This is a genomic window from Mycobacterium sp. 141 (assembly GCF_000382405.1).
Taxonomy (GTDB): domain Bacteria; phylum Actinomycetota; class Actinomycetes; order Mycobacteriales; family Mycobacteriaceae; genus Mycobacterium.
In genome coordinates this window covers 416442-436804 of record NZ_KB908255.1, presented here as the reverse complement: position 1 = coordinate 436804, position 20363 = coordinate 416442, and the positions used below count along the sequence as shown (strand labels likewise).

The 20363-nt window shown below is 65.9% G+C and carries 17 protein-coding genes and 1 pseudogene; 3 read left to right on the top strand and 15 right to left on the bottom strand.

From position 1 onward, the window contains the following. Window positions 1–8: 8 nt before the first annotated feature. Entirely contained in the window at window positions 9–758 is a 750-nt protein-coding gene (pyrH, locus tag H276_RS0102205) for a UMP kinase (protein WP_019969672.1), read from the bottom strand. A 159-nt stretch (window positions 759–917) separates the two neighbouring features. Then, window positions 918–1607 carry a class I SAM-dependent methyltransferase gene (locus H276_RS0102200; protein WP_019969671.1) on the bottom strand — a complete coding sequence of 230 codons (690 nt, stop codon included), beginning with the start codon at window positions 1605–1607 and terminating at the stop codon, window positions 918–920. Window positions 1608–1643: 36 nt separating this feature from the next. On the opposite strand from H276_RS0102200, the gene H276_RS0102195 reads away from it, so the two are divergent. Then, window positions 1644–2072, top strand: a complete 429-nt coding sequence (locus H276_RS0102195) for a MarR family transcriptional regulator (protein ID WP_019969670.1) — start codon at window positions 1644–1646, stop codon at window positions 2070–2072. Window positions 2073–2115: 43 nt separating this feature from the next. Here H276_RS0102195 and H276_RS0102190 read toward each other — a convergent pair whose 3' ends face one another. The 3 genes from H276_RS0102190 to rpsB are packed head-to-tail and all read right to left on the bottom strand — an operon-like array spanning window position 2116 to window position 5298. Further along, the gene (locus H276_RS0102190) at window positions 2116–3558 is read right to left on the bottom strand and encodes an amidase (protein WP_019969669.1); all 1443 of its coding nucleotides are present in this window, start codon (window positions 3556–3558) and stop codon (window positions 2116–2118) included. Between the two features lie 49 nt (window positions 3559–3607). Then, on the bottom strand, window positions 3608–4435 hold the full coding sequence (gene tsf, locus H276_RS0102185) for a translation elongation factor Ts (RefSeq protein WP_019969668.1): 828 nt from the start codon (window positions 4433–4435) through the stop codon (window positions 3608–3610). A 29-nt stretch (window positions 4436–4464) separates the two neighbouring features. Next, the gene (rpsB, locus tag H276_RS0102180) at window positions 4465–5298 is read right to left on the bottom strand and encodes a 30S ribosomal protein S2 (protein ID WP_019969667.1); all 834 of its coding nucleotides are present in this window, start codon (window positions 5296–5298) and stop codon (window positions 4465–4467) included. Between the two features lie 324 nt (window positions 5299–5622). Here rpsB and H276_RS0102175 point away from each other — a divergent pair, with 324 nt between their 5' ends. Beyond that, the gene (locus tag H276_RS0102175) at window positions 5623–6117 is read left to right on the top strand and encodes a M23 family metallopeptidase (protein WP_019969666.1); all 495 of its coding nucleotides are present in this window, start codon (window positions 5623–5625) and stop codon (window positions 6115–6117) included. Between the two features lie 94 nt (window positions 6118–6211). Beyond that, window positions 6212–7176, top strand: a pseudogene (locus H276_RS22445) (TIGR03621 family F420-dependent LLM class oxidoreductase). Between the two features lie 70 nt (window positions 7177–7246). On the opposite strand, the gene H276_RS0102165 reads toward H276_RS22445, so the two are convergent. From H276_RS0102165 to fadD10, 10 genes are all read right to left on the bottom strand, one after another. After that, on the bottom strand, window positions 7247–8134 hold the full coding sequence (locus H276_RS0102165) for a tyrosine recombinase XerC (RefSeq protein ID WP_026356492.1): 888 nt from the start codon (window positions 8132–8134) through the stop codon (window positions 7247–7249). Between the two features lie 249 nt (window positions 8135–8383). After that, window positions 8384–9544 (bottom strand): alpha-hydroxy-acid oxidizing protein, encoded by a 1161-nt coding sequence (locus H276_RS0102160; protein WP_019969664.1) that lies wholly within the window; start codon window positions 9542–9544, stop codon window positions 8384–8386. Window positions 9545–9568: 24 nt separating this feature from the next. Then, window positions 9569–10438, bottom strand: a complete 870-nt coding sequence (locus H276_RS0102155) for a siderophore-interacting protein (RefSeq protein WP_019969663.1) — start codon at window positions 10436–10438, stop codon at window positions 9569–9571. Window positions 10439–10516: 78 nt separating this feature from the next. Next, a complete protein-coding gene (gene dprA, locus H276_RS0102150; protein ID WP_019969662.1) occupies window positions 10517–11638 on the bottom strand; it encodes a DNA-processing protein DprA in 1122 nt (373 codons plus the stop codon). Continuing rightward, complete coding sequence (locus tag H276_RS0102145) at window positions 11635–13146, bottom strand: YifB family Mg chelatase-like AAA ATPase (RefSeq protein ID WP_026356491.1); 1512 nt, start codon at window positions 13144–13146, stop codon at window positions 11635–11637. Before H276_RS0102145 ends, dprA begins: the two co-directional genes overlap by 4 nt. A 1-nt stretch (window position 13147) precedes the next feature. After that, window positions 13148–13516 carry a YraN family protein gene (locus tag H276_RS0102140; protein ID WP_026356490.1) on the bottom strand — a complete coding sequence of 123 codons (369 nt, stop codon included), beginning with the start codon at window positions 13514–13516 and terminating at the stop codon, window positions 13148–13150. A 382-nt stretch (window positions 13517–13898) separates the two neighbouring features. Continuing rightward, window positions 13899–14261, bottom strand: a complete 363-nt coding sequence (locus H276_RS22440) for a heavy-metal-associated domain-containing protein (RefSeq protein ID WP_231376579.1) — start codon at window positions 14259–14261, stop codon at window positions 13899–13901. Window positions 14262–14355: 94 nt separating this feature from the next. Continuing rightward, entirely contained in the window at window positions 14356–18537 is a 4182-nt protein-coding gene (locus H276_RS0102130; protein ID WP_026356489.1) for an AMP-binding protein, read from the bottom strand. Next, a complete protein-coding gene (locus tag H276_RS0102125) occupies window positions 18524–18769 on the bottom strand; it encodes an acyl carrier protein (protein ID WP_019969657.1) in 246 nt (81 codons plus the stop codon). Before H276_RS0102125 ends, H276_RS0102130 begins: the two co-directional genes overlap by 14 nt. After that, on the bottom strand, window positions 18762–20363 hold the full coding sequence (fadD10, locus tag H276_RS22435) for a fatty acid--CoA ligase FadD10 (protein ID WP_036460415.1): 1602 nt from the start codon (window positions 20361–20363) through the stop codon (window positions 18762–18764). Before fadD10 ends, H276_RS0102125 begins: the two co-directional genes overlap by 8 nt.

Sequence of the window (20363 nt, the reverse complement as noted above, 5' to 3'; positions counted from 1 at the left end):
TCGCACCCTCAGGTGGTGACCAGTGTTCCGATCTTCTCACCCGCGACCGCTCGAGCAATATTGCCGTCGGTGAGGAGGTTGAACACGAGAATCGGCATTCCGTTGTCCATGCAGAGGCTGAACGCCGTCGCATCGGCGACCTTGAGACCGCGGTCGATGACCTCACGATGGCTGATGGCGGTGATGAGCTCGGCGTCCGGGTTGGTGCGCGGATCGTCGGTGTAGACACCGTCGACCGCCTTGGCCATCAGCACCACTTCAGCGCCGATCTCCAGCGCGCGCTGGGCAGCGGTGGTGTCGGTGGAGAAGTACGGCAGGCCCATGCCGGCGCCGAAGATGACCACACGGCCCTTCTCCAGGTGCCGCACGGCGCGCAGCGGGATGTAGGGCTCGGCGACCTGACCCATCGTGATGGCCGTCTGCACGCGGGTGTCGATGCCTTCCTTCTCCAGGAAGTCCTGCAGGGCAAGGCTGTTCATCACAGTGCCGAGCATGCCCATGTAGTCCGAGCGGGTGCGCTCCATACCGCGCTGCTGCAGCTGGGCGCCGCGGAAGAAATTGCCCCCACCGATGACGACCGCGACCTGGGCGCCGGCGCGAACGATCTCGGCGATCTGGCGGGCCACCTGGTGCACGACATCGGGGTCAAGGCCCACCTGGCCGCCGCCGAACATCTCACCACCGAGCTTGAGCAGAACCCGCGTATAGAGGGGGCGAATTGGTGCTGCGGCCTGGCCGGCGATATTCGGATCCGCCATTGGTTTCCTCGGCACTCCTCGCATCAGAGAGCCATCCGGGGATACCCCAGGACGGCAACCCCATCCTGCCCTATCGCGGGCAGCGCGCGAAGCCCGGGTTGTTCCCAGACCAGCGAAGTGACAGGGAACGCCCGGGCTCGTGTGTCGCCGACCGACCGGTTAGTCCAGGTGCGCCTGCAACAGCCAGGCGGCCACGGACTTGCGGTCACCGCCTTCGTCGCGGATGTCGGTGCCGGCGAAATCGGCGAAGTTGGCCATCGCCGCCGGCACGTTGGCGTGGATGCGGGCAGGGCGGACGTCGTCGATCACCCAGTACTTGCCGACCACCTCACGCAGCTCGTCCTCGGTGACGGGGTAGGCCGGGCCGGTATCGCCCATGGATGCCTTGTCGAATACGAGCACGAAGTACGACGCGCCGGGCGCGGCGGCGCGCACGATCGACTGTTGGTAGCCCTCGCGCAGCTCGACGGGCATCGAATGGAACAGCGTGCTGTCGACGATGGTGCCGAATCGGCCGTCGTAGCCCGTGAATGAGCTGATGTCGGCGACCTCGAAGCTGGCGTCGGCCAGTCCACGTTTGGCGGCCTCGGACCGGGCCAGTTCGATGGCTGTGGGCGACAGGTCCAAGCCGACGGTGGTAAAGCCCTGTTCGGCAAGGTAGAGCGCGGTCGCCGCCTCCCCGCAGCCGGCGTCGAGAACATCGCCGTGGAACTTGCCCTCGGCGATCAGTGCCGCGATTTCCGGCTGCGGCTCACCGATACTCCACGGCGGCCGGACGCCGGCGAACTCGGGAGCCTCGCCGCGATATGCCGATTCGAATACTTCGTGTACTTCCTGAGGTGTGGTCATAGGTCCGGTATATCAACCACGTTGATATGTGTCAATATGGTTGACATGGGTGACATCCTGGCCGACCAGCCGCTCGGTTTCCTGATCTACCGCGTCACTGCGGTGCTGCAGCCGATCGTGGCCGCACGGCTCCAACCGCTGGGATTGACCCTGCCCGAATTCGTCTGTTTGCGGGTGCTGTCGACGGCCCCCGGGCAGTCCAACGCCGAGCTGGCCCGCCATATCAACGTCTCGCCGCAGGCGATGAACAACGTGCTGCGCGGCCTACAAGACCGGGGCGTGGTGCGCAGACCCGCGAGCGTGCCCTCTGGACGCGCCCTGCCTGCCGAACTGTCACCCGCCGGCTCGGCCCTGCTCAAACGGGCCGAGGACGTGGTCCACGCCGCGGACGTGGCAGCGCTGGCCAATCTCAGCGCCGAGGAACTCCACGAGCTCAAACACCTGCTCGCACGCGCCGTCGATTAGCACGACGAACTTGTCGGCGCGTCTTCCTGGCGCGTAATAGCCGCTATCTCATGGTTTTTCGGGCGCGTTTGCGAGGCTTCGCGTCCTGGATGCGGCGCCACGGACGCGCTTCTTCCAGCTCATAGGCCAACTCCAGCAAGCGTGCCTCGCGGCCGAGGGTGGCCGAGAACATCATGCCGACCGGCATTCCGTCGGCGGTCTGCACCAGCGGCAGCGAGATGGCCGGATCACCGGTCGCATTCTGCAATGGCGTGAATGCCACCCAGTCGATGAGTCGCTCGACGATCTGTTCGTAGTCGGCGGTCGGGTCGAGCTGCCCGATCGGCAGCGTGGTCTCCGCCAGGGTCGGCATGAGGACCACGTCGTAACTGTTCGAGAGCCGCTCGGTGATCCTGTGCGAGCGCGCCAGCCTGGTGATGGCAACCGGCAGTTTGTACAGATGGCTGCCAGCCAGAGTCTCGAGCCCGCGGGTCAGGTTGTCGAGCCGGTCACGGTTGAAGCTCGGGCCGAAGGCCCGTTCCCCACCGCGCACCAACGCATACGCCAAAAACGCCCAGTACAAGAGAAAGTCGTCTTTGAACTGCACCGGCACCGGATTGCCGATCTGGGTGACCCGGTGGCCGAGTTCTTCCAGCAACGCCGCCGTCTCGAGGGTGTGCTCGCGCATCTCCGGGCTGGCGTCGCGAACGACGGACTGTGTGCAGACCGCGATGCGCAGCCGCTGCTTGCCGGGACGGCTGACGTCCCCGATCGGTGGCAGCTTCGGGCTGCGGTACACCCGCTCCATCTCCCGGTAGAACGCCGCGGTGTCACGCACCGAACGGGTTTCGACGCCGTCGGCGACGATCCGCAGCGGCATCTGCCGGAATTCGGCGTCCTGGGGCAACCTGCCGCGGGACGGTTTGAGCCCCACCAATCCGTTGCAAGCGGCCGGAATCCGGATCGAGCCGCCGCCGTCGTTGGCGTGCGCAATGGGTACCACCCCGGCCGCGACGAAGGCGGCCGCGCCCGCCGAGGACGCACCGGCGGTGTAGTCGGGATTCCATGGGTTGCGAACCGGCCCCAGCCGCGGATGCTCGGCTGACGCGCTGAAGCCGAACTCGGACAATTGCGTCTTGCCCAGCGGCACAAGACCTGTCGCGAGGTAGGCACGCGCAAAATCACCATTGGTGCTCTGCGGGCGGGGTTCCCACGCGTCGGTGCCCTGCATGGTGGGCATGCCCTCGACGGCGACGTTGTCTTTGATGAAGCTCGGCACGCCGTCGAAGTAGCCGCCGTAGCGGCTGGGCGCGGCCACCCGGGTACGGGCGCGGTCGAACGCTTCGAACGCCAGACCGTTCAGGGCGGGATTGACGGCCCCCACGCGGGCGATGGCGGCCTCGACGAGTTCGTCGGCCGATACCCGACCGGCCCGCAACTCCTCGACGAGTCCGACGGCGTCATACTCGCCGAGGGCGTCATCGCCAAAGGCGCTAATACGACTCATGGGCCGACGGTACCAAGTGGTACCGCCAGCCCATGAGCGCGATTATCAGCTAGGCCTGGCCGACCTCGAAGCGGGCGAACCGGGTCACGGTCACGCCGGCCTCGTCGAGCAGAGCCTTGACGGTCTTCTTGTTGTCGGACACCGACGGCTGATCCAGCAGCACGACGTCCTTGTAGAAGCCCGTGACGCGACCCTCGACGATCTTGGGCAGCGCCTGCTCGGGCTTGCCCTCGTTGCGAGCGGTCTCCTCGGCGATGCGGCGCTCGTTGGTCACCAGGTCCTCCGGCACGTCCTCACGGGTGAGGTAGCGGGCCTTCAGCGCAGCGATCTGCAACGCGACCGCATGGGCGGCCTCTGTGCCTTTTCCGTTGCCACCGGATTCGAACTCCACCAGCACACCGACGGCGGGCGGCAGGTCGGCCGCACGCTTGTGCAGGTAGGGCTCGACGGTGCCGTCGAAGTAGGCGACCCGGCGCAGCTCGAGCTTCTCGCCGATCTTGGCCGACAGGTCCGCGATGGCCTGTTCGACGGTCGTGTCGCCGGCCGGTGCGGCCTTGAGCGCCTCGACATCGGCGGCCTTCGAGGCGGCGGCAGCCGCGACGACCAGATCAGCCAGCGCCTGGAACTCGGCGTTCTTGGCGACGAAGTCGGTCTCGGAGTTGAGCTCGATCAGGGCGCCGTCCTTGGCGGCGACGAGGCCCTCGGCCGTCGCGCGCTCGGCGCGCTTACCGACGTCCTTGGCACCCTTGATGCGCAGCAGCTCGACGGCCTTGTCGAAATCGCCCTCGGACTCGACCAGCGCGTTCTTGGAGTCGAGCATGCCGGCACCGGTCAGCTCCCGAAGCCGCTTGACGTCGGCAGCGGTGTAATTAGCCATGTAGGCAGTCCTCCTTGGACCGAAAAAAATCAGGAAGCGTCAGTGGATGATTCAGCTGCGGGAGCACCTTCGGCACCGCCCTCGGCAGGTGTCGCGGCCGCCCCGGCGAGCAGCTCCTGCTCCCACTCGGCAAGCGGCTCGGCACCTTCGGCGTCCTGCTTGGCCCCACCCTGGCCGGCGCGGGCCTGCAGACCCTCGGCCACGGCGGAGGCGATCACCTTGGTCAGCAGCGCTGCTGAGCGGATCGCGTCGTCGTTGCCCGGGATCGGGTAGTTGACCTGGTCGGGGTCGCAGTTGGTGTCGAGGATCGCGATGACCGGAATGCCCAGCTTGATGGCCTCGTTGACCGCCAGGTGCTCCTTGTTGGTGTCGACGACCCAGATCGCCGACGGCACCTTCTGCATGTCCCGAATACCACCGAGGCTGCGCTCAAGCTTGTTCTTCTCACGCGTGAGCATGAGGATTTCCTTCTTGGTGCGACCCTCGAAGCCACCGGTCTGCTCCATGGCCTCGAGCTCCTTGAGGCGCTGCAGGCGCTTGTGCACGGTGGAGAAGTTGGTGAGCATGCCGCCCAGCCAGCGCTGGTTCACGTACGGCATGCCGACGCGGGTGGCCTCATCGGCGATGGATTCCTGCGCCTGCTTCTTGGTGCCGACGAACAGCACGCTGCCACCGTGGGCCACGGTTTCCTTGACGAACTCGTACGCCTTGTCGATGTAGGTCAGCGTCTGCTGCAGGTCGATGATGTAGATGCCGTTGCGGTCGGTGAAGATGAACCGCTTCATCTTGGGGTTCCAGCGCCGCGTCTGATGCCCGAAGTGGGCGCCGCTGTCAAGCAGCTGCTTCATGGTTACAACAGCCATAGTGAGCCGATGTCCTCTTATTGTCGGTTGTCGCCCGATATCGGTGATGCCGGGCCCTGGTGTCCGCTGGTTGCCGGACCCGCCCTGGAATCCCAGGTCAGGACCGCCGGCATCCGGTTACGATTCCCCACTGGGGCGATCGTGGCGCGAACACGCGAAGTCAGCCCGCTCGGCGAGCTGCGGGTAGAAGCTTACACGCCGACGTGGCGTGCTTTGTCCACGCGCGGACGGCGTCCACCGTCACACCGCGCCCCGTCCCGAGGTTATCCACAGCCCCGCGACTTCAGACTTTCCACCGGAACGCGGCCGCGCTGAACTGATCGGATGAAGACGCTGGCTCTCGTCCTGACGGTCGCCACGCTGATCTGGCCGGTTACCGCACGAGCCGACGACGGACGGCTGCAGTGGCCCGTGACACCGCGGCCGATGGTCACCCGTGGGTTCGACGCGCCGTCGCCGAACTGGAGCCGCGGCCACCGGGGCGTCGATCTGGCCGGGACAGCTGGGCAATCCATCTACGCGGCCGGCGCGGGCACCGTGATCTTCGCCGGGATGCTCGCCGGGCGTCCCGTGGTGTCCATCGCTCATCCGGGTGGACTGCACACCAGTTACGAGCCGGTGCAGGCCGCCGTGCGGGTGGGACAACTCGTGACCTCCGGGCAGCTACTCGGCGAGCTGGCCGCGGGCCATCCCGGGTGTCCGGTCGCCGCATGCCTGCATTGGGGTGCGATGTGGGGTCCGGCAGCGCGAGCCGACTACATCGATCCGCTGGGGCTGCTGGCGGAAACCCCAATTCGACTCAAGCCGCTCGCCCCCTAACGCGAGCGTGCGCGTCTGCTGCCCGGCACACCGACGAATGTCAGCAGTTTGCGCACACTCACCGCCGCGATCGGAGCGGCCTATTGTCAGAACCATGACTGCGGCGGTGGCTCATCGCAACCGACCGATGCGATTCGGTCTGCACACCGCCCTGCCCCGCAGCTCGGACTTCACCGAATTCGCCGTCACCGTCGAACAATCGGGGTTCGACGTGCTGACCATCCCCGACCATCTGACGGCCTCGCTGGCTCCGTTCGCCGGCGCCGCGACGGCGTGCGCGCTGCGACCTCGTCATTGCATACCGGCACGCTCGTGCTCAACAACGATCTACGCCACCCGGTAGACACCGCGCGCGAGGCAGTAACGCTGGCGGCGCTGTCCGGCGGCCGCTTCGAGTTGGGGCTCGGGGCCGGCCATATGAAATCCGAATATGACGCGGCCGGGCTGAGATTCGATCCCGGCGCCACCCGGGTGGATCGGTTGATCGAATCCGTCGAGGTGATCCGTCCGCTGCTGTCCGGCGAGGCCGTGGATGTCGACGGCTCCCACTACTGTGTGCGGGCCCCGGCCGGCCAACTCGTTGCGCCACCGGGCGTGCCGGTTCCGCTGCTCATCGGCGGCAACGGCACCCGGGTGCTGCAGCTTGCCGGGCGGGTCGCCGACATCGCCGGACTCGCCGGTTTCAGCCACAACAGTGCCGCCACTGAAGTACGGCTGACCCATTTCGATCCCACCGGCCTGGCGGACCGGATCAGCGTGGTGCGAGACGCCGCGCGTGACCGTTTCGAAGCCATCGAACTCAACGCGCTGCTGCAGTTCGTCGTGCATACCGAGAATCGGGCCGCAACCGCCGCCGAACTGGCCGGTCCGCTCGGAGTATCGGCGAACCTGCTGGTGGAATCCCCGTTCGCGCTGCTCGGCAGCTACGAGCAGATGGCCGAAGCCCTCGTTGACCGGCAGCGCCGGTTCGGCATCAGCTACTGGACCGTATTCGACGCGTGGCCGGGCCGCGCCTCAGCACTGCCGCATCTGGCGGAGGTCATCAAGCTGTTGCGTTAGCGTCCGGCCGGTCGTGCTGAACCCGACGGTCGTGCGTGTCGGCCCGTGCACTTTTCTCCCGCTCGGCGCGTCAAGCTCGCGGATGCGCCTGGTCGTGCACCGCGCGCAACCGTGCCACGGTGACATGGGTGTAGAGCTGCGTGGTCGCCAGCGTGGAGTGGCCGAGCAACTCCTGCACGACGCGCAGATCGGCACCGCCCTCCAGCAGGTGAGTGGCCGCACTGTGCCGCAGGCCGTGCGGACCGATGTCGGGCGCGCCATCGACCGCTGCCATGGTCTGGTGCACCACAGTGCGGGCCTGACGCGGGTCGAGTCGTCCACCGCGCGCTCCGAGTAACAACGCCGGACCAGAGTCAGCTGTGGCCAGTGCGGGCCGCCCGTCGGAGAGCCATGCGGTCAACGCTCGCTGGGCAGGTGCACCGAACGGTACGGTGCGCTGCTTGTTGCCCTTGCCCAGAACCCGCACAACCTGCCGCGGATGGTCGACGTCATCGATGTCCAGCCCGCACAACTCACTGACCCGGATACCGGTGGCGTAGAGCATCTCGACGATCAAGCGGTCCCGCAGTGCTAACGGATCTCCTTGCTGTGCACCAGAATTCAGCGCAGACATGGCGTCGAGGGCCTGATCCTGGCGCAGTACCGCGGGCAGGGTGCGACGCGATCTGGGGGTTTGCAGCCGCGCGGCCGGATCATTGGCCATGAGTCCGCGCCGGCAGGCCCAGGCGGTGAACGTTTTGACCGACGACGTGCGGCGGGCCAGGGTGGTGCGCGCCGCCCCCGCGCCGGCCTGGGCGGCCAGCCACGACCGCAGCGTCGGCAGGGTCAGGGTCTCCAGCCCGCCGCCGGTGTAGTCGAACAATGACCGCAGGTCGCCCAGGTAGGCCCGGCGGGTGTGTTCGGACCGGCCTCGCTGCAGCGCGAGATACTCATCGAACCCGTCGAGTACAGGCCTGATCCCCGGGTCGCTGCACTCCCGCCCGCCGGTGTCCACGGTCCTACCGTGGCAGACGCCCGACAGCCACGCACCCGACGCGCCGCCTGTCATCATCACGGCTTCATCTCGTAGCGAGCCCGGCGCCGCTCGGGCCCCACATGAGCGGCCCGCTCACGGCGCATTCCTGCAGGCATGAAGGAAAATACTCCATGAATGAAAATTGGATCCAGCATCTGTCGGCCCCCTCCCCACGGCGATCAGGAGACGGTGTTAGTCAACTCGACGCAATGCGTCGGGCGTGAGATCGGCCAGTGTGGGATACCCGTCGACGCCCATGATCAGATCGGCTTCGGCGAGCAGCGAACGCAAAACGTGCACGACGCCGTCCGCGCCACCGATCGCCAACCCGTACACGTAAGGCCGGCCGACACCGACCGCGGTGGCACCGAGCGCAAGCGCCTTGACGATGTCGGCGCCGTTGCGGATACCCGAGTCGAACAACACCGGCAACCCCTCGGCGGCCTCAACCACCCCCGGCAAACAGTCGATCGCAGGGAGGCCACCATTGGCCTGGCGTCCACCGTGGTTGGAACAGTAAACGGCGTCCACTCCCCCGTCCTTGGCCCGCCGGGCGTCGTCCGGGTGGCAGATGCCCTTGACGATGAGCGGCAGTGTGGTCAACGACCTCAACCACGGCAGGTCGTCCCAGGTCAGGGGATTCCCGAACACACTCGCCCAGCGCAGCACTGTGGCCTGCGGGTTCTGTTCGGGCGGCTGGGCCAGCCCAGCGCGGAACACGGGATCACTAGTGTAGTTGGCCAGGCACTTCCCACGCAGTTGCGGAAAGTTCGACGTAGCCAGGTCGCGTGGGCGCCACCCCGGCACCCACGTGTCGAGCGTGACGACGATGGCCTTGAACCCCGCGGCCTCGGCGCGCTGCACCAGACTGGCCGCCAACTCCTTGTCGGTCGGAGTGTAGAGCTGGAAAAAGCCTGGGGTGTCGCCGAATTCAAGGGCGACATCTTCCATCGGGTCCTCGGACAGGGTCGAAAGCATCAACGGAACACCGATTTTCGCGGCTGCGCGGGCAGCGGCGAGGTCGCCGTGTCCATCCTGACTGCTGATGCCGAGCACCCCGATCGGGGCCATGAATACCGGTGACGACAGCTTGAGGCCGAACAGTTCGATGCTCAGGTCGCGATCCTTGTGCGCATTGAACATGCGCGGCATCAGGCCCCACCGATCGAACGCTGTGCGGTTGACCCGTTGGGTGCGTTCGTCACCGGCCCCACCGGCGACATAGGACCACACCGATGGTGGCATGGCGGCCTGCGCCTTGGCTTCCAGTCCCGCATAGTCCATCGGCAGACTTGGCAAAACACCAGCCAGGCCCTGGAGGTAGATCTCGAGTTGGTAGTCGCCGAATGCCATGACGGCTACCCTGCCAGTTCTTCGTCAGCCAGCGGTGACGGACTCGGCTTCGGCCAGCTCGGCCTTCCACTGCCGGAACGTTTCCTCGGTGCGGCCGCGGCGCCAGTAACCCGAGATCGACGCGGCCCATTTGGCGGCGACGCCACGTTCCTTGCGGATGTAGGGCCGTAGGTTGTGCATGACCGCCTGGGCCTCACCGTGGATGAACACCTGTACCTGGCCTGGCAGCCACTGGGCGGCCTTGACAGCGGCGATCAACGGCGCATTGTCACCGGCCCGGTCATCACCGACCAGGTCGGCCCGTCCACCGCGGTGGATCCAGCTCACCTCGACACCCGCAGGTGCGGTCAGAGCCACCTCGTCGTCGGGTCCCGCGACTTCGATGAAGGCCTTGCCGATCGCGTCAGCGGGGAGGGCTTCCAAGGCCGCGCTGATCGCCGGGAGCGCGGCTTCATCACCGGCCAGCAGGTGCCAGTCCGCCGCCGGGTCCGGTGCGTAGGCACCGCCCGGGCCCATCAGGTAGGCGGGTTGGCCCGGGACGACCGCGGCGGCCCATGGCGCAGCGACACCCTGATCTCCGTGCACGACGAAGTCGATGGCGATCTCGCGGCGCTGCGGGTCGACGTACCGGATGGTGTAGGTCCGGAGAACTGGCCGCTGTTCTACGGGCAGATCGGCAAAACTGTCGAGGGTCAGCCTCCGCCGCGGCAAGGCGCCGACATCTACACCGTCGGGGACGACGACGATTTTGACGTAGGCATCGGTGAATTCATTCGGCGAGAAGGTGTCGAACCCAGTGCCTGGACCGGCGTCACCGAGTACCACCCTGACCATGTGCGGCGTCACCTGCTCACGACGCACCACCGCAAACGTGTGGACCGGACGTCCCGCCATACCGCCTCCAAAATTCAGTCGTGGCCAATGGTTAGCCGACCTCACCGACTATACGGAGCCGGTCCGCGCAGTTGGGGTCTACCGAGGTCTGCGCCTACGCCAACAACCGGCCTGCGCGGACGCCAACCCGGCGATCTCAAGCATGGTCAGCGGGCCCAGCACCTCGTGCGCTGGTATACCGGCGGCCACTGCGATCTCGTCGACGGTGTGACCACCACGCGCGGGCAGCGCGTCGTATACCCGTTTCTCATCCGGGCCGAGCGCGTCGAGCGGCCCGACCGGGTGCGGCTCATCAGCGGCAAATTCGCCGATGCGGCCAGCCAATTCGACAACATCGTCAGCGCGGGCGACCAGCCGGGCGTCACCCTGCAGCAGCGCATGACAACCCGCGGAGGCCGCCGAGGTCACCGGACCCGGTACCGCACACACCGGCCTCCCGAGCCCTTTGGCCCACGACGCGGTATTGGCCGCACCGCTGCGCAGACCGGCCTCGACAACCACTGTCGCCTGCGACAGCGCGGCGACCAGACGATTGCGGGTGAGGAAGCGTAACCGCCCCGGCGCAGTGCCAGGCGGGTACTCGCTGATGAGCAGACACTCCTCACGAATCCGCCGGAACAATGCGCTGTGCCCGGCCGGATAAGGATTGTCGATGCCGCCGGCCACCACCGCGACGGTGATCCCCTCACAGGCCAGCGCGGCGCGATGCGCCGCTCCGTCGATACCGTAAGCACCGCCCGAGACGACCACGAAGTCCCGTGCCACCAGACCTGCCGCCAGTTCAGCCGATACATGCTCACCGTAGGCGGTGGCGGCGCGGGTGCCCACGACGGCCACGGCCCGCGCGGCAGCGTCGTCGAGGCGTACCGGCCCGACCGCCCACAGCACCAACGGCGGATGCCCGTTCGGCCGGTTGTCAATCCCGTTGAACGCCACGAACGACAACAACGGCCATTCGCTGTCATTGGGTGTGACCAGTCGGCCACCCATCCGGTCCAGGATGTCGAGATCGGCTACGGCACAATCCAACTCGCGGCGTGCCTCGGTCCTGCGCGCCAGGTACGTATCGACATCTCCCATTTTCACCTTCCCGGCCGCATCGACCGGGCCGCACTTCATCACCAACGCGGCCAGCTCAGGGCACGGCGGTTCGGCCACACGTGACAGGTATGCCCAGGCCAGCCGCTCTTCCTCGGTCATCGCACACCTCCGGATTGGCGGAAACTCAATGCGGTGGACACATCTGCGGCCGCGGGAGTAGTCCGCCCGGCCAGATCGGCCAAGGTCCACGCCACCCGCAAACACCGGTCCGCCCCTCGCATGCTGATCACGCCACGGTCCAGCGAGTTCTGCAGCGGCGCCATCGTGGCCCTGGACAACCTGAACTCACGTCGCAGCAGTGGCCCGCTTACCTCGGCGTTGGTCCGGATACCGTGGGGCCGCCACCGTTCCTCCGCGGCGAGCCGTGCAGCCGCAACCCGTTGGCGCACCGTGGCGCTGGACTCCCCTGCGTCCGGCACGAAGGCACCCGTGCTGACGGGGTGAAGCTCGACCCGCAGATCCACCCGGTCCACCAGTGGCCCGGACAGCTTGCCCCGATACCGCAGCCGGGCCTGTGCCGAGCAGATACAGTCGGCGGGGTTGGGCGGTGCGCAAGGACATGGGTTGGCGGCCAAGACCAGCTGGAAACGGGCCGGATAACAAGCGACCCCGTCACGCCGGGCCAGCCTGATCTCACCGTCCTCCAACGGTGTTCGCAATGCTTCCAGTGCGCTGCTGCCCATCTCGGCGAATTCATCGAGGAACAGCACACCGCGGTGGGCGCGGCTGACGGCACCGGGGCGCGCCAAGCCACTGCCGCCGCCGACGAGGGCAGCGACACTCGAGGTGTGGTGCGGCGCGACGAACGGCGGCTGCGTGATCAACGGGGTGTCACCGGCCAGCAACCCGGCGACGGAATGAACCGCGGTCACCTCAAGTGATTCGCTGTGCGACAGCGCCGGCAGCAGACCGGGAAGCCGTTGTGCCAGCATGGTTTTACCGATACCTGGCGGTCCGGTGAGCATTAAATGGTGCGCGCCTGCCGCGGCGACCTCGACGGCGTAGCGGGCTTGCGCTTGACCGACGACATCGGCCAGGTCAGCGGCTGGTTCAACAACGCTTCTCCCGACGGTGACCCGATTCTCCAGTTCAACCTTGTTCTCGAACCACGCCGTCAACTGACCCAGGCTGTGCGCGCCCCACACCTCGACTCCATCGACCAAGCTGGCCTCTGCGAGGTTGTCGACAGGCACCACCACTGTCGGCCACCCCTCCTGCTTGGCTGCGAGCACCGCAGGCAGGACACCGTGAATCGGACGTACCCTGCCGTCGAGTGCCAGCTCACCCAGCAGCACCGTCTTCTCCAACCTCGCCCAGGCGGTCTTGGTGTGCGCCGACAGCACCGCGCTGGCCAGGGCTAGGTCATAGGCCGAACCGACCTTGCGCAACGTCGCCGGTGAGAGCGCCAAGGTGAGTCGCGACATCGGCCAGCTGTGGCCACAATTGGTGATGGCCGCGCGCACCCGGTCGCGCGACTCCTGCAAGGCGGCATCGGGTAGCCCGACCAGATGCACGCCGGGCAGACCGGAGGTGATATCGGCCTCGATCTCCACGATCACACCGTCCAGACCGCGCACTGCCACCGAATAAGCTCTACCCAAACCCATTTCAACCCACCCCCTGCAGATGCACGATCTCCGGTTCCCGGTGCCGGCCGATGCGCACTCCGATCACATCGATACGCACCTCAGCCCATCTGATGTCCTGTTCGGCAAGCCACAACGCGGCCAGTCGGCGGATACGGCGGACCTTCTGTGCCGTCACGGCCTCAGCCAGTCCACCGAAACCATCTCCGGTACGGGTCTTCACCTCGACGAACACCACGGTGCGTCTGACCGGATCCTCAACGATCACATCGAGTTCGCCGTACCGACACCGCCAGTTGCGAATTAAGACCCGCAGCCCGACAGTTGTCAGATGCTCAACGGCCAATTGCTCACCCAGCGCGCCGATCTCGGTCCGAGTCATTGAAGTCATGCGCACACCGTGCGCCCCGGGTCCGACAGAACTCGCTCACACCCGGTCGGTTATCCCCAATCTGCACTTCATCCACAAGCCAGGAACGGCGACTTCGGAACAAGCGCCGAGGACGGTAAAGAGGGGCGTACTGCCTCAGACAGATGTCACCCACTGCGGTCCGCCAGTCGTGCTGTCGTCACCGCCCGCAGCGTGAGCGCCGGTGCGCTCGATTAACTCAGCAGGGTCGGAACCGCAGCTGCAGGTGTCCCCACAAGTGCAGTTTTCGCACCGACAGTCGGGATTCTCACATCGCGTCGACTCGGTTGTCTTATCGCTGGTCATGCATGAGTGCTACGCCCCAATCGGCCTCAGTAAGCGGCGGAGTCGGGCCGGGGGCGGACTACCCACGGCCGGCACCTCCCATATGCCCAAGCGTCAGCCAGCCGATGAACCTCGCGGCGCCTGAGGACCGGCTCTGGCCCGTTTCACCGCCTTGACCGGGACCGATGCTGCCGGCCGGGCACTCCTCGGCCAGGTAACCGGCCTGCCGAACTACCTCGCATAGGTCGGAGACACTGATTTCGTGGCCGACGTCGATGGTGGCCACCTTGGTACCGATATCGACCGATGCGCGTACTCCGTCGATGTTGTTCAGCGCCTTCTCGACCCGCCGCGAGCATGCCCCGCAGGACATGCCTGCCACGTCGAGCCGCACCTGTCTGACACCTGATGACTCGTTCTCGCGGGTCGCTGTGTCTGTCATGGTCATTCCCCACTTTCTTGTGTCGTTCTGGTCAGAGGATCGTTGGAAGTGCGTGTCAGGTTCTCGACCATCGGCTCTCGGTCAACGCGTTTCGTCAGGGCGAACATCCGTGGGCCAACAGACCGTCCACCGATGCAGGCATTGCGACAAGCTCCGCCACGGATTCAATGCCAAGTGCGAGAGCCGGGTAGTCGGCCAGGTACCGCGCGTATGAACGCCCACCGAGCTTCGTTCCCAGCCCGATCCACGCGTCTATGACCGACCATCGTCGTGGATTCCTTCTTGCCCAATCGCTTTCATCCAAGAGCCGTCTCCACTCGAGGACATCGAGTGGGTCGTCGGCGAATGTGCTGAGCAATTCCGGATACCCGACCGCTTCCCCACGAAGCACGTCGATTCCGCGTCCCAGCTCGGCGGGCCCGGCGAGCTCCGGCAGCCGGCGGAGGATGCTTCTCGCAGCGGCGCGGCCGGTGGTGACTTCCTCGGTCAGCTCCACCATCGGATAGACCCGCAGCGCCCGGCACGCATCGACGATCGAGACCAGGATGTCGGCGGACTCACGTATCTGCTCGGGTTCTCCAAGTACCCTGGGTAAGCGCACGATCGAGAAATCGAGTTCTTCTGGAGCCCCAGCCACCGCCAACTCCGCGAGCGACTTGGAAGCCGCGTACGGGTACGGCGCCTCGCGTGGGTCCACCACCTGTGGCGCGGCGGCTTCCGCATTGACGACGTATGTCGACAGGTGCACCAGCCTCGTACCGGTGATCGCGCACGCCTCGGCCATGGCTGCCACCAGCTCCACATTGGCCCGCCGCAATTCACGGTACGGCACAAGCACATTGGTGCTTCCGATGCAGTTCACCAGAGTTCGGGCTCCGGTCTCGCGGATGAGCGTGGCCAACTCCGCTGGACCGAGCTTGGGCGCGAGGTGCTCGATCCGAACGCCGCGCAAGTTACTCAGCGCTGTCCAGACACCTCGGGCAGGTGGAATTGACCTCATGGCCAGCACCACTGGGGGAAGGTCGACCCCTGCCTGCGCGAAATCCCGGACGGCCGCTGCGAATCCGGTGCCGAGAATCCCGGCCGCGCCCAGCACGAGGATCGGCCCGGCACTTCCGGCTGCCGCCGGTCGCCGTATATTCGCCGGATCGTCCGCGCGGCGCGTCGCCAGTGCGGCGAAGTCACGGTCGATCGCAGCCGCGGTGTCGGCGTCCATCCAGGTGTCGATGATCGGCGTGGCAACAAGATTGGCAGCGGAGTCGGCACCGATCACGTCCAGGATGGAGATGTGTCGACCAAGATATCTGCGGGTATCGGGCAGGATTCGGATCAGATCCAACGAACCGACACCTTCCCGCAGCAGAGACGCCTCCGGGGCGATCACCCGGTCGAGCTGCCGGCTCCACATGGCGGCAAGGCCAGCCGCTTTCTCGGGAGGTTCCGTATGGGGCGACCCGGCTTGCCGCGACGCAGGAATCGCCGGCAGGCCGACAACGTCGATCTTGCCGTTCGGCTTCCGCGCGATGCCCTCTACACCGAGGAGGAAGAACGAGGGCACGCGGGCACTCACCAGGATGCTCCTGATCCGCGCGGCGACGGCCGGGTCGTCGACACCGCGGCGGGTGCGCGAGGTCTCGAACCATACACCCAAGCCGCCGTTGTGAAGTTTGACGGCGACATCGGATACCGCCGGGTCCGCCACGATCTGTCCGGTGATCTCGGCGGTGTCGACCCGCATGCCGGAAACTTTGACGATGGCGTCTTTACGCCCGGAGAAGACTGGATAGCCGTCCTGGTCGACGGCTATCCGGTCGCCGGTCGCAAAAGCCCGGTATTGAGCGCCGCCGACCATCGCGACCGTCCCGAAACTCGGCCCCGCCTGCCCGAGGTAGCCCGCCGCCACCATCTCCCCGACGACCACGATCTCGCCGAACGCGATAACGACAGTGTTCGGAATGATCGGCCGGCCCAGCCGCAGACATGCGGCGGGCTCGACAACATGCCCGTGTCCAGTGATCGGCAGGTAGGTGACCACGACAGTGGTTTCTGTCGGACCGTAGCTCGATATCAACGAAATATTCTCCGCGGCATCGGTATTGACCCACTTGGCGACGGTGCTGGGGCGGATCGCCTCTCCACCGATGACGATCTGGCGCAGCTGAGAGCGGCTGATCGCCTCGATCGCCTCGTCGTCGTCGCACAACAGGTGCCACACCGCCGTCGGCAAATCGACGATTGTGGACCGGTGGGTGACCAGGTCGCGGGTGAGGGCCTGCAGGTCCGCACGTTTCATGGCGGTCGAGCGGATGAGTGTCGCCCCGCTCAGAGCGGCCCCGAAAACCTCCTCGACACTGATGTCCGACGTCAGCAGTGCGCACTGCAGAACGGTGTCGTTCGGGCCCCAACCGTAGGCGCGTACCACCGCCGCGATGAACACCGCCAGCGAGTTGTGGCTGACGGGTATGAGTTTGGGTTCGCCCGTCGAACCGGAGGTGGGCATGACGTAGGCGGTCTTGGCGGCGAGGTGCGGATCCTGCGCCACCCGTACGAGACGTGCCTCGAGCAGATCCCGACATCCCTCGTCGAGGACTCGTGAGACAGTCGCCGACCCGATGTCGACGATATGTGTCGAGACGCCGAGTTCGGCGATCCGTTCGGCCCGGATGATCATTTGATCCGTGCGGTCGCAGACACTGTAGCCGCAACCGGCCAAGTGCGCCGCGATCAGCAGATCGACTGTCTTGTCCGTGTTGTCGTCGATGAGTACCAGGACATCACCCGGTTCTGCCCCGATGCCGATGAGCCAACTCACCCAGGGCAATACGTGGCGCCGCTGTTGTAGACAGCGCGGCCTGTCCCACGAGGCGTCGAGAAACCAGGCGGGTGCAGGATTCTCCGGCGGCGACGTCGGGGCGGCCTGGCGTCGCGTACCGTCGTCTGCTATCCCCGACCATTCGTCGACGATCATCGCAACGGGGTGCTCCCACATCGATGGCATGGCTGCCAGGACAGCGGCGATTCGGTCCCCGATGTGTTCGGTGCGGCTCCCGGATCCGAGGCCGGCTTTGTTCCAGATATTCAGGGTGAGGGTGCGCTTCTGCTGGTCCAGCACAGCCGCCACCGTCATGCCCTCGATCGGGCCGATATCAGTCGTGACCGGCGTATCGGACAGGAACGGGCGCAGTTCCGGGGCACAGGGTTCACGCAGAAAATTCAGTGTCAGGGCGTCCACGGCGGATGTTCGGTTGATTGCCAGATACCTGCGGCGGTAGAGCTCTTCGCGGAACCAGCGGCGCCTACCGGCGTTGACATAGCCCCGGTCGAGCGTGCGCACCACGTCGGCGACCGACGCGAACGGTGCGAATCGAATCGGCTGTGCAACAGAGTTGACCAGGCATGTCACGACGTCGAGATCGGGATCGCCAAACCGGTTGTCCACAGCGTGCACCAGGAGACCCTGCGTGCTCTGCCGGATGCTTGCGTCCACGGCGGTTGCCGCCGCGGCGAGCAGAACGTTGAGCGGTACGCGCTTTTGGTCGGCCAAATCGAGAATTGCGTCGAACCCGCTGCCGGAGATCACCGCGGACTCGTTGAGAACCCCTATTGCCGCCATTGCCCCAACGTGGGATTCATGTCCGTGATCGGCCGCGCGGGCGTCCGCGGTGAGTTCGCGCTCGACGAGCGGCGTGAGCCGCTCCAGCGATTCGGAAATGCGGCCCGCCTCTCGGCGATGTGCCGCCGCAACCTTGTCCAATCCGTCACTGACACAGGTATTCTCGCATCGGTTCGCGGCTACGAGGCGGCGCCCGAGGTGAGCTTCGAGGATTCCCGTCGCCCCGCCGTCAACCACGATGTGGTGCGAATAGGCGCCGAGGCCGCTCACCAGACCCGCGGAGTCGAGGTACACCGTGTAGCGCACCAGGGGCTTACCGAAAAGCCCCGACGCCCACGTGCCGCTGAGCTCGCCGGCCGCACCGGTCGGGCGGCCGCCGTTCACGCGCACCCCCACAATGTCATCGACCTGCAGCTGGGGCACGAGGTCTGGATACCCGGCGGCTCCCGACGCCATATCGAGAACACACAACTGAATGGGGTTCGCCAGGATCATTGCGTGCAGCGCCGCCAAGAACCTCGACGGCTGCAGCGGATGAAACCGATAGTGTCTACCGATCAAGTACAGCGCCGGATCAGCAGCCTGCAGCACACCGTGATAGATATTGCGCTGCGCTGCACTCAATGGAATACGTTGCCTGCTGGCACTTTCAGGTAACGGCATCGGGACACTCCAGTTCCCGGACCCAACCTGCGATCGACAGGTTGTCGGCCAATCGCCTCGGTACGTCAGATTCCCTGTCGATGCCGAGATGCTTCATCAGAAGGACGAATCGAACCGAATCCAGCCCTAGGTCTCGCAGATCGGTGGCTTCGCCGTCGACGAGATCCGATTCGTCCGCATAGAGCACCTCGGCAAGTGCCGCGAGTATTCTCTCCCGCGGGGTTTCAGTCACCGGCGCCCACTTCGACTCCGAATTCAAAGGCGCCAGTCGCGGCCAGCGCCGACCGCACGACCTTGCCGGACGGGGTTCGCGGGATGTCCTGCACGACGACGATCGCCGCCGGACGAGCCATCGTCTCGAACTCCCGCCGGAACCGCGCGGCGATGTCTTGTTTGAGCTTGCGCGATCCGGGTTCACTCAGCGGTGTCGATGCGACTACAGCCAGTCCGACCAGTGCACCGAACTCCTCGTCGGGGATCTCGAAACATGCGGCTTCGCGGACGCCCGCGACATCTTCGGCAATTCGATCGACCTCGTCGGGCGCGATGTTCACCCCACCTGAAATGATCAGCTCCGACGACCTGCCCTTGATATAGAAGAAGCCGTCGTGGCGCAGTTCCAGGAGATCTCCGGTGTTCACCCATCCGTCGACCAGCACTTCCGCGGTGCGGTCCGGGTCGTTCCAGTACCCCAGCATATTTGCCGGCGACTTGATCCACAGGGTTCCGAACGAAGCCGAATCGGCTCCGATCCGACCGGGCTCACCGCCGTCCTCGTTGGCCAGCCGGACTTGCACCCCGGGATAGGGGCGGCCGACCGCGCCGGCCTCGATTCTCGCGATCGACAGCCCACCGCTGGGCAGACACAGGGCCGTACAACCTGTTTCGCTCAGCCCGTAAACCTGCGCGGTGCGAACACCTGCCGATTCGACAAAGGCGACGTCTGAGGCGATCGCGCGGGACCCGCCGTACCCGATCAGGCGCAGTGACGACGGGACGGAACCTCCCGTGGACCGGAGCTCCGATACCAGCCGGGTCAACAGTGTGGGCACCAGACATGTCGTAGCGACGCCGTTCACCGCGAGGGTGCTCAGGATGGACGATGTGTTCTCACCACCGGTGACACACAATCCGCCGTGCATAAGGCAGTTCAGGATCCACCACAATCCACCGATGTGCGACGCGGGCAGCGGCGAGTATGTGGTCTCGCCATCCACCCAGTCGACCCAGGTCAACTGCTCTTGCCGCAGGATATCGGCGATCGCGAAGAAGGAGCGGTTGGGCAGTACCACGGCTTTCGGTGTGCCTGTGGTACCGCTCGTGAAGATCATGGCCAGCGGATCGTCGGCGCCAGCGTCCGCGGGGGCGATGAGCTGTTCTGAGATCAGGTCACGAGGGGAATCGGTGGTGTCGGCGGGAATCTGAACGGTGCGGGTGGGAATCGACTGAAGTGTCTCGCACAGATCCGACGTTTGAAGCCGGATCTGCGGTGCGATCAGCATCGCCTCCGGACCGGTGAGCTCGGCGAATCTGTTGACGGCAGCCGGTGGCAGGTTCCCGTCGACGATGACTGCGATAGCGCGTATCTTGGCACAGGCCAATACCGCAAGATATGTTTCGGGTCCGTTGTCGGAGAGGACGAAAACCCGAGACTCCGGCGAAACATTCCGTGACTCGAGGTCGTCGGCAAGTTTGTCGATCTCGGCCACCAGGTCTGTGTAACGCAGAACGCCGGTGCCGTCGCAACGACGTAAGGCAATGGCTTCGGGCCGCTCCCAGGCTTTCTCGAAGATCCGTTCCAAGACCGTAGCTGGCAGGTGTGCCAT

Bases quoted from the DNA above. Each gene is read 5' to 3' on its own strand.
- pyrH (WP_019969672.1), bottom strand. From the start codon at position 758: ATGGCGGATCCGAATATCGCCGGCCAGGCCGCAGCACCAATTCGCCCC.
- H276_RS0102200 (WP_019969671.1), bottom strand. From the start codon at position 1,607: ATGACCACACCTCAGGAAGTACACGAAGTATTCGAATCGGCATATCGC.
- H276_RS0102195 (WP_019969670.1), top strand. From the start codon at position 1,644: ATGGTTGACATGGGTGACATCCTGGCCGACCAGCCGCTCGGTTTCCTG.
- H276_RS0102190 (WP_019969669.1), bottom strand. From the start codon at position 3,558: ATGAGTCGTATTAGCGCCTTTGGCGATGACGCCCTCGGCGAGTATGAC.
- tsf (WP_019969668.1), bottom strand. From the start codon at position 4,435: ATGGCTAATTACACCGCTGCCGACGTCAAGCGGCTTCGGGAGCTGACC.
- rpsB (WP_019969667.1), bottom strand. From the start codon at position 5,298: ATGGCTGTTGTAACCATGAAGCAGCTGCTTGACAGCGGCGCCCACTTC.
- H276_RS0102175 (WP_019969666.1), top strand. From the start codon at position 5,623: ATGAAGACGCTGGCTCTCGTCCTGACGGTCGCCACGCTGATCTGGCCG.
- H276_RS0102160 (WP_019969664.1), bottom strand. From the start codon at position 9,544: ATGGCATTCGGCGACTACCAACTCGAGATCTACCTCCAGGGCCTGGCT.
- H276_RS0102155 (WP_019969663.1), bottom strand. From the start codon at position 10,438: ATGGCGGGACGTCCGGTCCACACGTTTGCGGTGGTGCGTCGTGAGCAG.
- dprA (WP_019969662.1), bottom strand. From the start codon at position 11,638: ATGACCGAGGAAGAGCGGCTGGCCTGGGCATACCTGTCACGTGTGGCC.
- H276_RS0102145 (WP_026356491.1), bottom strand. From the start codon at position 13,146: ATGGGTTTGGGTAGAGCTTATTCGGTGGCAGTGCGCGGTCTGGACGGT.
- H276_RS0102140 (WP_026356490.1), bottom strand. From the start codon at position 13,516: ATGACTTCAATGACTCGGACCGAGATCGGCGCGCTGGGTGAGCAATTG.
- H276_RS22440 (WP_231376579.1), bottom strand. From the start codon at position 14,261: ATGACAGACACAGCGACCCGCGAGAACGAGTCATCAGGTGTCAGACAG.
- H276_RS0102130 (WP_026356489.1), bottom strand. From the start codon at position 18,537: ATGCCGTTACCTGAAAGTGCCAGCAGGCAACGTATTCCATTGAGTGCA.
- fadD10 (WP_036460415.1), bottom strand. From the start codon at position 20,363: ATGGCACACCTGCCAGCTACGGTCTTGGAACGGATCTTCGAGAAAGCC.